The 18876-nt window shown below is 43.7% G+C and carries 15 protein-coding genes; 9 read left to right on the plus strand and 6 right to left on the minus strand.

From position 1 onward, the window contains the following. Nucleotides 1–3 precede the first annotated feature (3 nt). Nucleotides 4–1056, minus strand: a complete 1053-nt coding sequence (locus AC6R16_RS13280; protein WP_171325564.1) for a 3-deoxy-7-phosphoheptulonate synthase — start codon at nucleotides 1054–1056, stop codon at nucleotides 4–6. A 130-nt stretch (nucleotides 1057–1186) separates the two neighbouring features. On the opposite strand from AC6R16_RS13280, the gene AC6R16_RS13285 reads away from it, so the two are divergent. Both AC6R16_RS13285 and AC6R16_RS13290 read left to right on the plus strand, forming a co-directional pair. Continuing rightward, entirely contained in the window at nucleotides 1187–1312 is a 126-nt protein-coding gene (locus tag AC6R16_RS13285) for a hypothetical protein (protein WP_275666677.1), read from the plus strand. An 80-nt stretch (nucleotides 1313–1392) separates the two neighbouring features. Further along, a complete protein-coding gene (locus tag AC6R16_RS13290; protein ID WP_239853079.1) occupies nucleotides 1393–1872 on the plus strand; it encodes a DUF4442 domain-containing protein in 480 nt (159 codons plus the stop codon). Here AC6R16_RS13290 and AC6R16_RS13295 read toward each other — a convergent pair. Beyond that, entirely contained in the window at nucleotides 1841–3226 is a 1386-nt protein-coding gene (locus AC6R16_RS13295) for a hypothetical protein (protein ID WP_500674669.1), read from the minus strand. The genes AC6R16_RS13290 and AC6R16_RS13295 overlap by 32 nt on opposite strands. An 89-nt stretch (nucleotides 3227–3315) precedes the next feature. Here AC6R16_RS13295 and AC6R16_RS13300 point away from each other — a divergent pair, with 89 nt between their 5' ends. Continuing rightward, entirely contained in the window at nucleotides 3316–4149 is an 834-nt protein-coding gene (locus tag AC6R16_RS13300) for a CvfB family protein (RefSeq protein ID WP_500674670.1), read from the plus strand. A 183-nt stretch (nucleotides 4150–4332) separates the two neighbouring features. On the opposite strand, the gene rsmF is transcribed toward AC6R16_RS13300, so the two are convergent. The 4 genes from rsmF to AC6R16_RS13320 form a co-directional block, all read right to left on the minus strand. Further along, the gene (rsmF, locus tag AC6R16_RS13305; RefSeq protein WP_500674671.1) at nucleotides 4333–5754 is read right to left on the minus strand and encodes a 16S rRNA (cytosine(1407)-C(5))-methyltransferase RsmF; all 1422 of its coding nucleotides are present in this window, start codon (nucleotides 5752–5754) and stop codon (nucleotides 4333–4335) included. Between the two features lie 109 nt (nucleotides 5755–5863). Next, the gene (locus tag AC6R16_RS13310; RefSeq protein WP_500674672.1) at nucleotides 5864–8497 is read right to left on the minus strand and encodes a PqiB family protein; all 2634 of its coding nucleotides are present in this window, start codon (nucleotides 8495–8497) and stop codon (nucleotides 5864–5866) included. Then, a complete protein-coding gene (locus tag AC6R16_RS13315; RefSeq protein WP_500674673.1) occupies nucleotides 8490–9749 on the minus strand; it encodes a PqiA/YebS family transporter subunit in 1260 nt (419 codons plus the stop codon). Before AC6R16_RS13315 ends, AC6R16_RS13310 begins: the two co-directional genes overlap by 8 nt. A gap of 33 nt (nucleotides 9750–9782) precedes the next feature. Further along, nucleotides 9783–11579 carry an ABC transporter ATP-binding protein gene (locus tag AC6R16_RS13320; RefSeq protein WP_500674674.1) on the minus strand — a complete coding sequence of 599 codons (1797 nt, stop codon included), beginning with the start codon at nucleotides 11577–11579 and terminating at the stop codon, nucleotides 9783–9785. A 105-nt stretch (nucleotides 11580–11684) separates the two neighbouring features. Between AC6R16_RS13320 and AC6R16_RS13325 the strand changes: the two genes are divergently transcribed. From AC6R16_RS13325 to AC6R16_RS13350, 6 genes are all read left to right on the plus strand, one after another. Continuing rightward, nucleotides 11685–12158 carry a free L-methionine (R)-S-oxide reductase MsrC gene (locus AC6R16_RS13325; protein ID WP_069666277.1) on the plus strand — a complete coding sequence of 158 codons (474 nt, stop codon included), beginning with the start codon at nucleotides 11685–11687 and terminating at the stop codon, nucleotides 12156–12158. A 100-nt stretch (nucleotides 12159–12258) separates the two neighbouring features. Next, nucleotides 12259–12888, plus strand: coding sequence for an RNA chaperone ProQ (gene proQ, locus AC6R16_RS13330; RefSeq protein ID WP_004742836.1), 630 nt, complete (start codon nucleotides 12259–12261; stop codon nucleotides 12886–12888). A gap of 17 nt (nucleotides 12889–12905) precedes the next feature. Beyond that, complete coding sequence (gene prc / locus AC6R16_RS13335) at nucleotides 12906–14903, plus strand: carboxy terminal-processing peptidase (RefSeq protein ID WP_500674675.1); 1998 nt, start codon at nucleotides 12906–12908, stop codon at nucleotides 14901–14903. Nucleotides 14904–15040: 137 nt separating this feature from the next. Further along, on the plus strand, nucleotides 15041–15703 hold the full coding sequence (locus tag AC6R16_RS13340) for a hypothetical protein (protein WP_500638977.1): 663 nt from the start codon (nucleotides 15041–15043) through the stop codon (nucleotides 15701–15703). A gap of 221 nt (nucleotides 15704–15924) precedes the next feature. Further along, nucleotides 15925–18531 carry an aminopeptidase N gene (gene pepN / locus AC6R16_RS13345; protein ID WP_500674676.1) on the plus strand — a complete coding sequence of 869 codons (2607 nt, stop codon included), beginning with the start codon at nucleotides 15925–15927 and terminating at the stop codon, nucleotides 18529–18531. Between the two features lie 96 nt (nucleotides 18532–18627). Further along, nucleotides 18628–18846: a DUF2835 domain-containing protein gene (locus AC6R16_RS13350; RefSeq protein ID WP_425666824.1), complete on the plus strand. Its 219-nt coding sequence runs from the start codon at nucleotides 18628–18630 to the stop codon at nucleotides 18844–18846. The last annotated feature ends 30 nt before the right edge of the window (nucleotides 18847–18876 follow it).

Raw genomic sequence — 18876 nt, forward strand, 5'->3', positions numbered from 1 at the left:
CTATTATGAGCGTTCTTTAACAGCTGTTGCCAGCATATCAAGCATGGTTGCAGTATCTTCCCAACCTAAACAAGGGTCAGTGATGGATTGACCATAGGTGAGGTTGTTGATGTCAGCCATAGACTGGTTGCCTTCAAGAATGAAGCTTTCAGCCATGATACCCGCCACTTGGTTCTTACCAGATTTAATCTGCTCGCAGATATCTTTAGCAACATCCAATTGTTTGCGATGCTGCTTTTGGCAGTTAGCGTGGCTAAAGTCAACAACAAGGCGTTGTGGCAAACCAAACTCTTCCAATTGCTTGCATGCTGCTTCTACTGACTCAGCATCAAAGTTAGGGCCTTTATCACCACCACGCAGGATGACGTGACCATAAGGGTTACCACTAGTGCGGTAGACGGTCATGCGGCCATTTTTATCCGGAGAGTAAAAATAGTGTGACGCTTGTGAAGCGCGGATCGCATCAATTGCAATCTTGATGTTGCCGTTAGTACCGTTTTTAAAACCAACTGGGCAAGAAAGTGCAGAAGCCATTTCACGGTGGATCTGAGATTCTGTTGTACGTGCGCCAATCGCACCCCAAGTGATAAGGTCGGCGATGTATTGACCTGTGATCATATCGAGAAACTCAGTTGCCGTCGCAAGACCAAGTTTGTTGATGTCTAGCAGAAGTTTACGCGCCTTGTTTAAGCCTGCTTCTAATGCGTAAGAACCGTCTAGGTTAGGGTCTGTGATCAGTCCCTTCCAACCGACGACAGTACGAGGCTTTTCGAAATACGTACGCATTACAATGAAAAGCTCATCTTTGTATTGGTCTTGAATTGCTGCAAGACGCTCGGCGTAGTCAATTGCAGCTTCAGTATCATGTACTGAACAAGGGCCTACGATCACCAAAAGGCGTTGGTCTTCCCCTGTAAGAATGTTTTCTATTTGACGACGTGACTGTGCAATACGCTGGGCTACTTCGTCCGTAATGGGATGGGCGCTTCCTAACTCTGCCGGTGTCGGCATTGGACCCAAAGGTTGGGTTCTTAATTCATCGGTTTTTAATGGCATACCACAGCCTGTTCTTTTTATTGCGAAGCGGTAAAGATAACGGAAACACACCTAGGAATAAACTACTTATCGAGATTCTTCTTTATACAGGTCTGTAAAAGTGGAAAATTGACCGCATGAACAACGCTCAATGGCTTCTAATGCTAGGGAGAGTGCGTTAAGTCTGAGTGAAAAAGGCAGTGACGAAATCGTTAAACCATTTGGACTAGCGGGTCATTACCAAGTGGTTAAACAACTGTTTCATATCACTGTTTGAATGTGTGATGTTAACAAGTTGTTGACATGACAGTGCGTTCGTTATGAACTGGACTAAATTTAACTGGTCGGATTAGATCTATGTTGTCAGCACTGTCAAAAGCAAACTTCTATCTTAACTATTTTGGTTTCTTCAAAGTTCCTTTTATCTGGTTAGCAAGACCAAAGATATTGCAACTTGATTCCGAAAGAGTGGAAATCAAGATTCCGCTAAAACGCAGAACGAAGAATCACCTCAATAGCATGTATTTTGGTGTCCTCGCGGTGGGTGCCGATGTAGCGGGCGGTTTTATGGCGATGAGTAAAGCCCAAGATTGTGGCAAGAAAGTATCGCTCGCCTTTAAAGCGGTCGAAGGGCAGTTTTTGAAACGTCCTGAAGGTGATGTTCACTTTGTGTGTGAAGATGGTAAGTTGATTGATGAAATGCTTGCTGAAACGTTTGAGACAGGGGAGCGGGTCAACAAAGCGGTCAAAATAACCGCCATATGTCCAACTCTTCACGGAGACGAACCAATGGCGGAGTTCTTTCTTACTCTGTCACTGAAGCAAACGGGTGCTTGATATCTTCCACTTCCATTTGTTCGACGGCGACAATCTTGCTTCGATTTAACACGATTTTCCATCGGTAGAATTTAGGCTCACCGTCATGGTTATCTTCTTTGGCGATTAAGTTTATTAGGTGGCGTTTCTCTACCGATTCGCGACTGACTTGCCCATTATTATGGGTGTAGACTTTATTCGAGCCCTTATCCATCAATCGGGTGAGGGCACGCATACTGACCATTAAAGATTCACGGGTTTCTTCATAACCACTCATAAACTTAGAGGTCGACATTTCAGTTTGAGAGCTATAATGCAGAACTTGTTCTTCTCTTTGAACGACCCGTTTTTTACGAATCGATTTGATTCTGTCTGGCAGTTTGTCTAAAACTTTATAATCGAGCCATTCGAGTTTTTGTCCGACCGCTTTCTTGGTGGTTGGATTGAGATAGAGCTTACGCCATTTAGGGCGACCTTTACGAATCCAACGCCACATCACGTCACGCAAGTCATCTTTGAAGATTTCTCGTAGTGCATAGACGAAAGACATCAACACAATGAAGGAGGCGGTAATCTCTCCCCAGTAGTCGCGTGCCAAAATCGCAGTGATGGTAACGAACACCATGACAAAGCCTGTCGCACCACCTTTCACAACGCGTTTCATATTCTTGCCGAGAGATTGTGTTTTCTCTTGCAGAACGACAGGATGCTCAATCAAACGACGTAGCAGTCGCATCTTGTTACTTAATCGCGTTACGTCGTCACGTACACTTTTCGAGTTGTAGTTATTGAGCTTACGGTGTGCCGCCTCTTTTTCTACGATAGCAAGCAAGCTCTCTTTTAAGCTTTTGTATTCACTGTCTCGCGGCATATGCGCGATCAGAGACATCAAGCGCTGACCCGTATACCAAGAAAGATAGTTATCGATATTGGCGTAGTATCGTTTAAGTCCTTCTTCGTAAGGAACACTACGACGTAGCTTCTTTAGTATATCGAGGGAAAGCTTGATGACTTCGTCCACTTCGTCAGTGGTGACTGATTCTTTGTTATGTTTATTGAGCTCATTTACCGCTTTATCTAATGCGATAACATACTGATACGCGAACAAACTCAAACTTACACGATACTGGGTGGTCGATAGTCGGCCACGTTTCGCGAGTCTACTATGAACGAGAGGGAGAAGTGTTTTGTCACTGTAATAAGCACGTTTTTGAGTAATGGATTCATAATAGAATTCACTCTCTTTGAGAACGTCAGGAGACAAACCAAGCTCACCTGGTACAAAAAAGTACAAGTCTAAATCAGACTTTTTGGTCGCCGCCATAGAGTGGGAAATTTTGAGTGTAATGCCGTCCTGCTTATCAACGGTTAACAAATAGAGCTCCTGAAAAAAGACAAAATACTTGGCGAAAGCATAACAGAGATTCGCTATAATCACCGCAAATTTAACAAGAGACAGTTGAAATGATTAAAGTTGGTCAGATTAACCACTTAGAAGTAGTAAAAAGAGCCGATTTCGGCCTATTTCTTGATGCTGGCGATTATGGTACGACCTTGTTGCCAAATCGATTCGTTCCAGAAGGTGTAGAAGTAGGTGATTTCCTAGATGCTTTTTTATACTTCGATTCTGACAGTCAGTTAGTCGCCACAACTGAAACGCCAATCGCTCAAGTCGGTGAATGGGGTTTGATGAAAATTGAAGGTGTGAACTCAACAGGTGCATTTGCTGATTGGGGTATCAAGGGTAAAGATCTACTTATTCCCTTTAGTGAACAGCGCGCTCGTTTTGCAACAGGGCAAAATGTCTTAGTTTATGTCTACACCGATAAAGCATCCGGTCGTATCGTAGGTACCACAAAATTTAACAAGTGGCTTGATAAGACGCCAGCAAAATACCAACGCAATCAACAGGTTGATTTGATTATCGCAGAACGAAGCGATCTAGGGTTCAAAGCGATTGTCGAAGGCGAACATTGGGGTATGATTTTTAAATCTGACGTGTTCGGAAAGCTGTTTATCGGCAAGAAGCTTAAGGGATACATCAAGAACGTCCGTGAAGATGGCAAGATCGATCTCTCACTGCAGAAGGTAGGTGTTGGCAAAATGGACGACCTGAGTCAGAAGGTGCTGGACCTGCTAGAGAAGAAAGGGGGTTTCCTTCCTCTTAATGACAAATCTTCTCCAGAAGCAATTTTTGCTGCCTTCCGCACCAGTAAAGGCACGTTTAAGAAAACGATCGGTGGATTGTACAAACAAGGCAAAATAGTTATTGATAAAGAAGGTATTCGCCTTTCTTAGTTAAAACTTGAAGCGGCTTCCAAAAAAAAGGCCCTTTGCTGATCCTGCATTGGGCCTAGGGGAAGGGCTCATAAAGAGCCTGCGCTAACTGTTTGAATTTCCGACTTTATCCATACATAAATTGTAGTTCAAGATCCGGATTTAGCTAGGCTCTTATAGAATTTCATACTATTGTTTTACCACTTAGAATAGATTTTTATCTCTTACTAACTCGCGCGGTAAACCATTCTTAATTCGATTTCCAACCCATTTTCCTAGACCAATCACATCGTTACCTAGCTTTACGATGACTTCGCCTTTGCCAGAAAGGCCCTCCGGGCGAACATCACGCCCCATAAACCATTCTCTCGCGTCATCGACTGAAAGTGCTACCGATGTTGTCTCCATTCCACCAGCAAGTGCTGTCGCTACTTGATGCTGCCAGCGATAACCTTTTTTATGAGCTTCTGCGATTTTTATACCCATTCGAGAAAAGCGTAGTTCACCTAGCATAGGTTCCAACGCATTCGGGAATAGCCATACATCGTTGTCTCGCAGCCATACTGAGCTGTCGGTGGGCAGGTCGATATCCAAGGCTGATTTTAGCTGGATTTGAATGTCAGCTTGGGTTTTGGTATTTGCTTTTTCGAAAGGAAACTTGCCCAGTCTTTTTTTAACTATAGGCGCTTCGACTGAGCCAACCTTTCGTATACGTGCGACAAAGAAGCCCTCACAATCATAAACCTGAGGGAATATGTGCAGGAAACCATCTTCAGTAAGGGCTTTGTCAGCACCGGGGAAAAGTTCGTTCAAGCTTTCAAAGCTAACTTCTTCACCAAACGTCTCTTTAAGGTGATGACAGACTTGCTGGTTTTCCTCAATGCTTAACGTACAGGTAGAATAAACCATCACGCCACCTGGTTTTAAGGCGTGAAATGCGCTCTCAATCAGATCTTTCTGCGTATCTGAAATCGAGATGACAGACTCTTTTGTCCAGTTTTTCATTGCGTCTGCATCTTTGCGTACGGTACCCTCCCCAGAACAAGGAGCATCAATCAGTACCGCATCGAACTGCTCTGGTAGCCAGCCGCCGAAAACGCGACCATCGAAGTTGCTCAATGCAGCGTTGCGGACACCACAACGCTCAATATTGGCATGCAAGACTTTGACTCGACTGGCAGAAAACTCATTCGCTACCAATACACCGCTATTTCCCATGCAAGCAGCAATCTGAGTGGTTTTTGAGCCTGGAGCAGCAGCCATATCAAGTACACTTTCGAACTCATTGCTTTGCTGAAACAGTGCAGAAACCGGCATCATTGAACTGGCTTCTTGAATGTAGAATAGACCTGACATATGTTCAGCGGTATTTCCAAGTGGAACTTCAGACTCATCTGCTTCAATCCAAAAACCTTCATGGCACCAAGGCACAGCTTCCAACTGCCAACCTTTGCCTTTAGCTCGTTCAAGAAATTCATCTACGGTTATTTTCAGCGTATTGACTCGAATACTCTTGCGCAGAGGGCGCTGACATGCAGCGACGAAATCGTCCATGCTCAGACCTTGAGGAAGAATGGATTCGATTTCAGACAGGAACTCTTCTGGTAGATAAACGTTATGGTGCAAAGCTTTGTCTCGACTGGCTTAAAAGGTCGCTGATTATAGCCAAATAATAGGAAAAACGCAGCGGTTAGGCTGCGTTTTATAAGGTAAATAGTGAATAATTCGTTGAGTGCTAGGGTTTAGGAATAGCCGCTCGCCATTCTTTCCAACCATCTTCTGCTTTAGCGTAAAGATAGAAAGATTGACCTTGCTCAGCGATTGGTTCTAGCTGTTTTTGCTCTGGAGTGGAGAAGGTGATACCTCCACGAACTAAACTATCAAATGTACCCGCTTTGATGTTTGCTCCAGTTAAGCCGATAGACACATCCACACCTGATGTATTCCAGAAAACGCTATTGCGTCGCACCAGGTAAGCGTAATTAGGGTCAATGACGACGGTAGAAACCACGCGATCAGCAAATTCTCCCAATTCAACCTTGGTCACTTCGCCAACTTCAATATCTCGGTAAAGTATCGGAGTTCCTGCGCTGATTGAACCGCGAGATTCACTTTGCAGGGTGAAGGTAACACCACGGATAGCTTTTTTATTTGGATGCAGCGCGAATTGATTCTGCGCTTTTCCTTTACCTGGCTGAACACTAATGGATTGTGATAGCAAATTTTGAATGTTCTTAACGCCTCGTAAACCAACTTCGGCTTTTGGAAGCCAAAAGTAGGAACCTTCAACCGCAATCGTATCGGTATACTCAGGCAAAATTCGTGCTTTGACTTCAACGCTCTTACGGTCAAAATTAGGTACGACAAGTGTCACTTCACCAACTTGTACACCGTTGTAGTTGATGCTCGTTCCTTTAGATAGCGTGTTTTCTCCTTCCAGTATCAAGGTAATCACTTGGCCAAATTTGCGGGCTGTTTTGAAATCTTTGTACAGTAGCCATTTATCATTTTGTTTATTGTCGACGCCGGGCAGTGAATCAAAGGCAATGCCACCTTGAATCAGAGATTTCAGTGGCGCCGCTTTAACATTGATACCAGCAAGGCTGGCGTCAATCTCAACCCCGGAGCGGTTCCAAAACACGGTTTGCTCTGTTACTAGATGCTTGTATTGGTTTTCTATGCTAGCTGAGATAATGACACCACCGTCAACCAAATAGAAATCAGCTACGTTACCAACTTGAAGGTTACGGTAGAGTAGTGGGCTCCCTTTGCTAATCGGAGGTAACTGGTTGGCAAACAGAGTTAATTTGGTCGACCCAGACATATTATACTTTGCTAGTTCAGCCAGCGACTTGCTAGGGTAGAGCTTATATTCGTCTTGTGCGCTCTCTTCCCCCTCGCTGACAAAGCTAATTGAACCAGTCAGCAGTTGTTTCGCTGGTGGGACACTGATGTTTAAGCCAGTTTCCGTCAACTCTGCACTTGCGCTACCAGTAACAAAGAATCGGTTTTGTGATTTGATTAAGTGGGCATAATCGCTATCAATCAAAGTGTCGAGTTGTACCTTGTCACCGACTAGGCGTACTTGAGTAACACTTCCGACGCTAATCCCGCGGTAGAGAATATGGGCGCCCTGATCTAAGCCAAACGAGTTGTCCGCGACCAAATGGACAGACACAGAGCGAGCTTGCTGTCGATTAAACTCATCTTTTCTAACAGCACTGAATTTACGTGAGCGTTCTCCATCACCAGGAACAATAGTCAAAAAGTTACCTTTAACGATATTGGCAATGTTTTCTATGCCAGAGAGCGATACCTTCGCTTCTTCTAGGATAAACTTACTACCCGTGGTTAGCATATCGCTGAAAGCGGGTTGAATAGCCGCAGAGGCGACAATACTTTTTCTGCCATTACTTAGTTCTAAGTCGGTAATTTGTCCGATTTCGATGCCACGGTACATAATAGGTGCACCACTTTCGCTAATCTTGTTGTCATCAGGAAGCTCCACTTTTATGGCAATACCTCGACCAGCAGTTTTGATATCAGGGTAGAGCCTAAATTCAGTGTGTTCAGCGACTGGCGCACCTCCATCTGGGGAGTCAACCGCAATAGAACCTCCAATTAAAGCACTAAAGCTCTCAAGACGAACATCGACCCCTTCAAAGCCAATGTTGGCACCGATACCACTCACATTCCAAAAACGACTATCATCGGTAATGATATGTCGGTATTCATCTTGGATAGATGCTTGAATAACAACGTGTTTCGAGTCGGGATGGAGCTGATAGCTATACACTTCGCCGATAGGGATTTTACGATAGACAATTTGCGAACCAACAGAGATTCCTCCAAGGTCACGCGCTTTGAGTGAAATATTCAACCCCTCACTTGCCATAAGGTCTGATGGTGCACGTTCTAAAGCTGTAAACTCTGTTTCAGGCTCTGATGGGTTACTGCTTGGTGATATAGCGATATAGTTACCCGATACGAGAGCATCGAGCCCAGAGATTCCTGATAGGCTAGCGGTAGGCTTAACCATCCAAAATCGAGTCTCTTTAGTCAGTAGCTTGGTTGCTTCTGGGTATATATCTGCATCAACGTAAATACTTTGAAGGTCTTCTGCTAGGCTGATGTCTTTCACCATCCCAACTTCTAGACCTTGATATCGAATCGTTGTTCTACCTGCAATCAGCCCCTGTGCATCTGAAAAGTAGATTTGCACCCGTTGCCCAGCATCTTGAACCGCTTTAAACACTAACCAGCCTGCTAATACCATGGTCAAAATGGGCAGTAACCACAGTGGGGATAGCCCTTTATTGCGCTTGATATTAGGCGAATAAGAGTTTTGTGTCGGAGAAGGATTACTCATTTAGTGACTCTTTGTTTTTGTTTTCTTCTGGGTAGTTATCCCAAATCAACCTTGGATCCATGCTTTCCGCCGCAAGCATTGTCAATACAACTACAATACCAAAGGCAACTGCCCCGAAACCGGGCGTGAAATCAAGGATTTGGCCTCGATCAACGAGTGTCATCATGATGGAGATAACGAATAAATCCATCATGGACCATCGACCAATCCACTTGATAATGAAGTAGAGGGTCATTCGGTGTCTGTGATAGACCTTACGCTTAAACTGAATGGCAAGCAGGAGGTATGACAAGCCAAGAATTTTCGCGACTGGTACAACAATACTGGCGACAAAAATAATAACGGCGATTCCCGTCATGCCACTTTTGACCAAAGAGGCAACCCCAGAAAAAATCGTATCTTCTAGCCGTTTCCCATTGGTTAAAAGAATTGAAATAGGGATTAGATTTGCGGGAAAAATCGCGATTGAAGCCGCAATTAAGTACGCCCATGTTTTTTGTATAGAGCGCGGCTTACGGTGGTGAATAGGGCTATGACAACGTTTGCACTCAGTCCCTTCAGGTTGAGATAGGTGACAATGGTGACAGTGTAGCGTTTTTTCAGTTGCAACGTATTTGTCTTCTGGATCATACACTTCCCAGTATCTGCGGACACTCACACGAGTAACAAGTAGCACAGTGGATACCTGTAGCAGTAATAGTCCTATCAAACCTGGTCCAACAATAATGTCAGAATAGTCTTGTAGCTTGAAACAAGAAATGGCGATACTCACCAAGAACACGTCGATCATTACCCAAGGTTTAAGGTGTTGAACAAGGGCTAACGATATCTTGAGTAGTTTGAACTGGTGATATTTCAATGCGATATGAGCAGCCACCACTGAACTGCAAACAATCAGCGGAGCGATGGAACTGCAGAAAAAGATCAATAGCGACAACATTACAAAGCCTTCCTGAAATAGAGTAAAGACTCCGTCTGGAAGGGTTGCAGGTATCATGACACCGAAAAGGCGAATACTAATAAAGTCGAAAAAGTGGGAAGGGATAAACAGCAGCAAACAAGTTATAGCAATCGCGAGATTACCCGAAAGAGAAGGGCGACCACCTCGATACAGTTTGGTATTACATCGAGGACAGTATGCCGTTTTGCCTCGCTCAACTTCGACAAGATCAACGGGAAGCTCGCAACCGTCGCATAACCGAACAGAGACTAACTTAGAAGAATGGGCATGCATAGGTGGAGGAGGGCTCATTGCTCCTCCTCAAATAAATAGGCGTTATGTTGGCTAACTATGCGATTGCACACTGCCATATAATGTTTGATATAAGCCTTGCTGTTCAACCAACTCTCCGTGTGTACCCGCTTGGCTAACTTGCCCATCTTCGAGTACGTAAATTAAGTCTGCTTGTTTCACTGCAGATAATCGGTGCGCTACGATCAGTGTAGTACGACCTTTCAAAAATTCTGTCAGCGCTTTATGCAGCGCAGCTTCTGTCGCAGTATCAAGTGCAGATGTTGCCTCATCCAAAATAACGAATTTTGGATTGCTTAAAATCATTCGCGCAATAGCTAAGCGCTGCCTTTGACCACCTGATAAGCGAATACCACTTCGACCTATTTGTGTTTCTAAACCGTCACTTAATTGGCTAATGACATCTTGCATTTGTGCAATTTCAAGTGCGCGCCACAACTGCAAATCATCGTAGGTCGAACCTAGGGTCAGATTATGCCTTAAAGTGTCATTAAATAGTATAGGCTGTTGTAATACAACGGCAATTTGGTCTCTAATTATGTCAAAACTGATATCGTCAGTGGTTTGACCATTAAATCGTATTGTGCCGGAACTCGCTTGATAAACGCCGATAAGAAGCTGTATGAGTGTCGATTTACCGCCACCACTGGCACCCACTAATGCTACCTTCTTTCCAGCCGGTATAGACACATTAAGATTGGTTAAGACTTGCGTTTCTTCATTATAAGAGAAGTTTACATTTTCTATCTCGATATCCACTTCACGGTCTTCGGTAAATGGATTGATTTTGCTAACAGGCCGATGCTCTTCTTCTAAATCGAGAAGGGCATTGATACGTTTTAAGGCTGCTTTTGCGCTGTACCAAGAAAATTGAATACCCAATAGCTCTTGTACCGGAGAAAGCATAAACCACAAGTAGCCGAAGACTGCGAAAATCTGGCCGATAGTCAGGTCACTAAACAGCACCATCAGCATGGCGACTGCTCGGAACAACTCAAAACCTAGCAAAAACAATAGGAATGACACTCTGCCTGCTGCTTCTGACTGCCAAGCATATTTATCTGCGTCAACACGAATTTGATTGGCTTGGTCTTTTAGTTCATTTAGGAATTCTCTTTCTCTATTGGCGGCGCGCAGTTGATAGATACCATCCAAGGTTTCAACCAAGCGGTTTTGAAAGCGTTCAAAAGACTGGTTCTCACGCTTTTTAAGGTGTTTTACCTTGCTACCTAGTTTACGAGAGAAGTAAATGACGACTGGATTTACCAGCAATATAAATAGACCAAGCCGCCAGTCTAGCCATAACAAAACGCCGGCAGTGCCTATGACGGTCAATAGACTAATTAGAAACTTACTTAAAGTAGATCCAATAAATTGATCGATAGTCTCTATGTCTGTGATGAGGTGTGCATTGATTCCACCGCTACCACGAGTTTCATACTGACGAATGCTAATGCGCCCCAGTTTGTCAATCATCTTGCTGCGCATTTGGAAGGTAATGGTTTTAGAAACCAAGGTAAATTGACGGCTTTGAAGGATACTGAGCGCTTGGCTCGCACTGCGCATAATGACCACCAGCAATAGAGTTAGCGCAATGTATCCCGTTGGCGTTTGCATTGAAGTAGGCAGCAAGCTATTCATCGCATCGAGCCCTTTCCCCGGTTGGTTGAGAAGGACTTCATCTACCATAAGTGGCATTAACAATGGGATCGGCACACTAATTAAGGTGGCAATAAGCGCGATGATATTGGCAAGTATTAATTTTGACTTGTGCTTTTTTACTTGAGTTATCAACCAAGAACGGCTAATAGTGTTGGGATTATCGATCATTATAATGAGAATGCTTACTATTTAATGTTTGCGGCGATTGTACGCAGATTTATGTTAGAAGTCTCTAATTTTACAAAGGTCACGAATTTTCAAAAGGATGTAACAATGAAAATAGAACATTACCACCGCTTAACCAAGCAAGCTGCCGCATTAATTGAATCTGAAACCGATCTTATTGCGAATCTTTCGAATGTCAGTGCTTTGCTTAACATGGAGTTAGACAACTTAAACTGGGTTGGTTTCTATCTAATGAAAGACGGTGAGTTAGTTCTTGGCCCATTCCAAGGTAAACCAGCTTGTGTTCGTATTCCTGTTGGTCGCGGTGTATGTGGAACCGCGGTAGCAACTAACACTGTACAACGTATATACGACGTGCATGAGTTTGAAGGTCACATTGCTTGTGATGCAGAGAGTAATTCTGAGCTGGTTATTCCATTTTCAATTAATGGTGAAATAGCTGGGGTACTGGATATTGATAGCCCTAATGTTGGCCGATTCAATGAAATTGATGAGGAAGGACTGACATTTTTGATGAGCGAAGTAGAAAAGCTGCTTAATTCACACGCTATCGGGGCATAATTTGTCTATTGAGTGTGGTTTTTCGCTTGCAGGTCACTATAATACCTCAAATATTTAAATCTTAATGCTCGCGGACAAGCCGCAATAACCAGGAATCCTCATGGAAAACACTGAAAAGTTAAAAAACAGCAAAGAAGTTATCGCATATATTGCTGAATGTTTCCCTAAGTGCTTTACTTTAGAAGGTGAAGCAAAGCCACTTAAAATTGGTATTTTTCAAGATCTTGCGGAGCGTCTAACGGACGATCCAAAAGTAAGCAAAACTCAACTTCGTGCAGCGTTAAGACAATACACTTCATCATGGCGTTACCTTCACGGTGTGAAGCCTGGTGCAGTTCGTGTAGATTTAGATGGCAACCCAGCAGGTGAGCTAGATGAGGAACACGTAGAACACGCGAAAACAGCACTAGCTGAGAGCAAAGCGAAAGTGCAAGCTCGTCGTAAAGAGCAAGCGCAAAAAGCTCGTGAAGAAGGCAAAGCGAAAGCTAAGCCAGCTGCGAAAAAGCCACAAGGCCGTCGCCCACAACAGAATAAAGTACAAAAAGCCAATAAACCGGTAGAAACGCGTGCTTTGAATGCTGATGAAGTAAAAGTTGGCAATCAAGTAAACGTCAATATGGGTAAAGGAAACATGGCTGCGACTATCGTTGAAATCAATAAGGAAGATGTGCGTGTTCAACTGTCTAACGGCCTACAAATGGTTGTAAAAGCGGAGCACCTACGCGCATAAAGGAGATACTCCTACGCATGAAATGCCGTTCAAAAATGTCGCTGATCGCTGCTAGCTTATGGCTAGCAGCTTCTTCAGCCTATGCTCTAGAAGCAAAAATTACCCTTGAGGACTTACCTGTCCTTTCTCCGGAAGCACAACACGCCACAGCAAGTAAGCGTGTTGAAGAAAAGCTTACCAGCTCTCACTACAAACATATCAAACTCAATGATGACCTATCGCGTAAGATCTTTTGGCGCTATGTCGAATCATTGGACTACAACAAGAATGTCTTCACTCAGGCTGACATCGATGCCATCTCTAAGTGGCAAGACTCTGTTGATGACCAGTTAAAGTCTGGTGACACTCAAATTGCATTTGAACTGTACAATTTATCGATGAAGCGTCGATATGAGCGATTTGTTCATGCGCTTAAGCTTCTTGATACAGAAATGAAGTTTGATGTCGACGAGAGTATTGAGCTTGATCGCAGTGAAGCCACTTGGCCAAAAGACACGGCAGAGCTTGATGAGTTGTGGAGAAAGCGAGTCAAGTATGACGCTCTAAACTTGAAACTAACAGGTAAAGAGTGGGACGAAGTCAAAGAAGTTCTTGGTAAACGATACAACAACGCTTTGAAGAGGCTGAGCCAAACGCACAGTGAAGATGTATTCCAGTTCTATATGAATGCATTTGCTCGTGAAGTGGATCCTCATACTAGTTACCTTTCTCCTCGTAATGCCGAGCAGTTCCAAACAGAGATGAATCTTTCTCTAGAAGGAATTGGTGCAGTATTGCAAATGACGGATGACTACACTGTCATTCGCTCTTTGGTCGCTGGTGGTCCTGCTTCTAAGAGTAAGCAACTGGGCGAGGGTGATCGAATCATTGGCGTTGGTCAAGATGGCGAAGAGATTGTTGATGTCATTGGTTGGCGACTCGATGATGTCGTGCAGTTAATCAAAGGCCCGAAAGGCACTAAGGTTAACCTGCAGATCTTGCCTGAAGGTAAAGATGCGAAAGCAACGGTTATTACCTTGGTTCGTGACAAAATTCGTTTGGAAGACCGCGCTGTTAAATCTGAAGTGATTGAGAAAGACGGCAAGAAGATTGGTGTGCTAGAAGTACCTAGCTTCTATGTCGGTTTGGCAAAAGATACTGACAAACTGATTTCTGAGCTAAAAGAGCAGAATGTTGATGGCATTATCGTCGATCTACGCAACAATGGCGGCGGCGCTTTGACAGAAGCGTCGGCACTAACCGGATTGTTTATCAAGAGTGGACCAGTGGTTCAGGTCCGTGACAGCTACGGCCGAGTCAATGTGAAAGGCGACTTTGATGATCAGATCAGTTATGACGGTCCGATGAGTGTCCTGATTAACCGTAATAGTGCATCGGCCTCTGAGATTTTTGCGGCGGCTCTACAAGACTACGGTCGCGCTGTAATTCTTGGTGAAAACTCGTTTGGTAAAGGCACGGTTCAACAACACCGCACGCTTGGCAAGATCTATGACTTGTTCGACAAAGAGCTTGGTTATGTTCAGTACACGATTCAAAAGTTTTATCGAATCGATGGTGGCAGTACGCAAAATAAAGGCGTAGCGCCAGATATCGCGTATCCAACAGCAGTTGAGCCTAGTGAAACTGGTGAGAGTGTTGAAGATAATGCCCTCCCTTGGGATAGCATCGACAAAGCCAAATATGAAGTGTTACAGCGTAACTCTGAAATGGTTAATAAGCTAGCGGCAAAACACGAAGCTCGTATTGCTAACGATCTTGAGTTTGGCTTTATCGCTGAAGATATTGCTAAGTACAAGGCAGAAAAAGACGACAATACTTTATCACTGAATAAGAAAACTCGTCAGGCTGAGAGCGACCGAGCAGATGAAAGACGTTTAGCTCGAATCAACGAACGTCAGAAAGCTGAGGGTGAAGAGCCATTTAAGTCTTTGGATGATGTGCCTAAAGATTATGAAGCGCCCGATGCCTACCTAGATGAATCGGTAGCCATTATGGTTGATATGATTAAATCGTAAGCTTAATCAATGATTTAAAAAGCGGACCTAACTGGGTTCGCTTTTTTTTTATAGATAATTAATGTGATTTAGATCAATTTTTTCGCTAAATAAACTTTGTGTGCCTAAGCTTAAAGAAAAAGAGTAAGGAGCACGCTATGAGATTGATTGTTTTGATATCGCTAATGTTTAGCTTCTCAGTGCTAGGTAATGGGGTACGTGACAACAGTGACTTAACGCAGTTTGATCACCCATTCTTACTAGGTGATTGGTACTTGGTGAATCCAAATCCCGAGCAGTCACAAGAAAACTTTTTGGCGATTAAGTTGACGCTTGATTCAAACTACAGCTTTAAAATCGACATTCAAAAACGAGATTATTCGGTCGATCACTGGGAAGGATTTTACACCGCGAATGAAGATACTATTATCTTGGGATTAGATACTTCAGAGCCACAAGTTTACCAGTATGCGGCTAACCACAATCTATTGAACCTGAATGGAGTCACCTTTACTAAAGCGCTATCAAACTCTTTAGCCGGTATGTGGTCGAGTGCTCATTTTGAAGGCGATGAAGCTTTATCGAGTGATGTTCATAAACTCGATCTTATCCTTCAACCTGATTTTGTCTTTATGTTCAGAGTGAGTAACGATGACGGTGATGAAGCGGTTCATAGAGGTGTGTATTACACCGAAGGTGAGCATTTAGTTCTTTTATATGAAAACGGCGAACATGAAACCCGGTATACACTGAACAAAGATACCCTTACTTTAGAAATGGAAGAAGGTTCGTTATACGCGGTACTCAATCGAATACGTTAGTGAGATAAGTGTGAGGTTTGATGACTATCTAGACAAATAGTTTGAGTTCGACGTCAACAATAGACAAAAAACGAGGTATTTCTTAGCAGAGCCTCGTTTTTTTGTATCTAGAGTTGTAAGCTAACACGCAATTCGTCAACGTTGATTTTACAACGTTCTAGCCATACTAACGTATATACGTAGTGTGCTCTTCAAATGAATTTAGTCAGAAGGATTTAGACATGGCTCAGACTCCTCAAGCCAAATACCGCAAAGACTATCAGTCTCCATCTCATACTATTACTGATATCGATCTTACGTTTGACCTATACGACAACGAGACCACTGTGACGGCAGTGTCGCAGGTCACACAGTTAAAAGACGTAACAACGATTCGTCTAGAAGGTGAAGACCTTAAACTGAAAAGCATTCACGTCAATGGTGAAGCTTGGACTGCCTATGAAGAATTAGAAGGTGCTTTAGAAGTTCATCAGTTACCAGAGCAAACTGAACTTAAGATTGTAACCTTGATTGACCCGGAAGCAAATACGGCGCTAGAAGGTCTTTATAAGTCCGGCGGCGCATTCTGTACCCAGTGTGAAGCGGAAGGTTTCCGACGCATTACTTACTACATGGATCGCCCTGATGTATTGGCAAAATACACCACGAAAGTGATTGCCGATAAAGCGGAGTATCCATTCCTGCTTAGTAACGGTAACCGTGTTGCTGAAGGTGAACTTGAAGGCGGACGCCATTGGGTTCAGTGGCAAGACCCGCATCCAAAACCTGCGTACTTGTTCGCTTTGGTGGCAGGGGATTTTGATGTATTGCGCGATAAGTACGTCACTAAGTCTGGTCGTAATGTTGAACTAGAAATCTTCGTTGATAAAGGCAACTTAGATCGTGCGCCGCATGCGATGACATCATTGATCAATTCAATGAAGTGGGATGAAGAGCGCTTTGGTCTAGAGTATGACCTTGATATCTACATGATTGTTGCGGTTGATTTCTTCAATATGGGCGCGATGGAGAACAAAGGTCTAAACATCTTTAACTCTAAGTTTGTCCTCGCGAATGAAAAAACAGCGACGGATACCGATTACCTCGGTATTGAAGCCGTAATTGGTCATGAATATTTCCACAACTGGACAGGTAACCGAGTCACTTGTCGCGATTGGTTCCAGTTAAGCTTGAAAGAAGGTTTGACCGTATTCCGTGATCAAGAGTTTTCTTCGGATCTGGGTTCTCGCGCAGTAAATCGTATCAACAATGTCCGTATAATTCGTGGTCCTCAGTTTGCGGAAGATGCGAGCCCAATGTCTCACCCGATTCGTCCTGAGCAAGTTATTGAAATGAATAACTTCTACACATTAACTGTGTACGAAAAAGGCAGTGAAGTGATTCGAATGATGCATACCTTGCTTGGCGAACAAGGCTTCCAAAAAGGCATGAAGCTTTACTTTGAGCGCCATGATGGAACTGCAGCAACTTGTGAAGATTTTGTCTCGGCAATGGAAGATGCATCTGGCGTTGATCTGAAGCAATTCCGTTTATGGTACAGCCAGTCTGGTACGCCGACTGTAAAAGTCAGCAGTGAATATGATGAGGTCGCGAAAACCTACGCACTCACTGTTGAGCAGACTACGGAACCAACCCAAGACCAAGCTGAAAAACAAGCACTTCATATCCCGTTTGACGTTGAGCTCTATGCACAAAAGGGTGATGTGATTGAGTTACGCCGTAACGGTGAGCTGGTCAACAATGTGCTTAATGTCACTGAACCAAAGCAGACGTTTGTGTTCGAGCAGGTGACTGAGCGCCCAGTTCCTTCACTGCTACGTGAATTCTCTGCACCGGTTAAATTAGAGTACGACTACAGCGATGAAGAGCTGATCTTCCTAATGGTGAAAGCGCGCAACGAATTTGCTCGTTGGGATGCAGGTCAAATGCTGTTAGCGAAATACATTCGTAGTAACGTAGAGAAAGTTCAGGCGGGTAACGAAGTAGAATTGTCTGCTGAAGTGATAGATGCATTCCGCGGCGTGCTACTTTCTAGCGAGTTAGAGCCTGCATTTATTGCTGAAATGATGTCTCTGCCAAGCCACAATGAAGTGAGTGGTTGGTATAAACAAGTTGATGTTGATGCGGTAGCGAAAGTACTCAAGGCAATCAAAGTCACCTTGGCGACGGAACTTGAAGATGAGTTGAGCGCTATCTACCATAGCCTCAAGCAGCAAGATTACACCATTGAACATGCGGCTATCGGTAAACGTTCTCTACGCAATACGGCATTAGGCTATCTTGCTTACACTGAGCAAGGCAATACATTGGCTAAAGCTCAGTATGCTGATGCGAACAACATGACTGATACCATTGCGGCAATGAGCGCAGCAAACAGTGCTCAGCTTGAATGTCGCGAAGTATTAATGTCTGATTACAGTGACAAGTGGAAACATGATGGACTTGTGATGGACAAGTGGTTTGCTCTACAAGGGACAAACCCTGCTGAAAATGTACTGCAAGTGATCAAGCAAACAATGAACCATGAAGCGTTTAGCTTGAAAAACCCGAACCGTACTCGTAGTTTAGTGGGCTCGTTCCTCAATATGAACCCAGTACGTTTCCATGCAAAAACTGGTGAAGGCTACAAGTTTGCGGGTGAGATCTTACGCGAGCTGAATAGCAGCAACCCGCAGGTGGCGTCGCGCTTAATTGACCCATTGTTGAAATTCCGTAAATATGACGACGAGCGTCAGGCTCTCATCAAAGCGGAGCTTGAAACATTGAAAGCGATGGACAACCTAGCGAAAGATTTGTTTGAGAAAGTGACGAAAGCGCTGGAATCTTGATCAATCTGTTTAAAACAGTAGCACTTTTCAGTGCTACTGTTTATTTGTACAGTTATTTTGCTTTGTTAGAAAAATCGTTACTTTTTTAACCAAACTATGAATCAATATTACTTTACCCTTAACATCTCTTATCAAACTTTTTTGTCTCACTACAATGGGGCGGCAAGCAACGTTTTAGTAGTTACAGACAAAGGCTTACGCCTGCAATTGCCTGCATCGCGTTTCAGGCCATTTCTTAGTCAAATAGGGCTAAAAGGACGCTTCAGGTTAACAACTGACCAAAATAATAAGTTTCTAAAGTTAGAACTTCTGTGAGCAACTGATTTTATAGAAGTTTAAATAGAA

Source organism: Vibrio sp. R10-SG3-ISO10 (genome assembly GCF_059834185.1).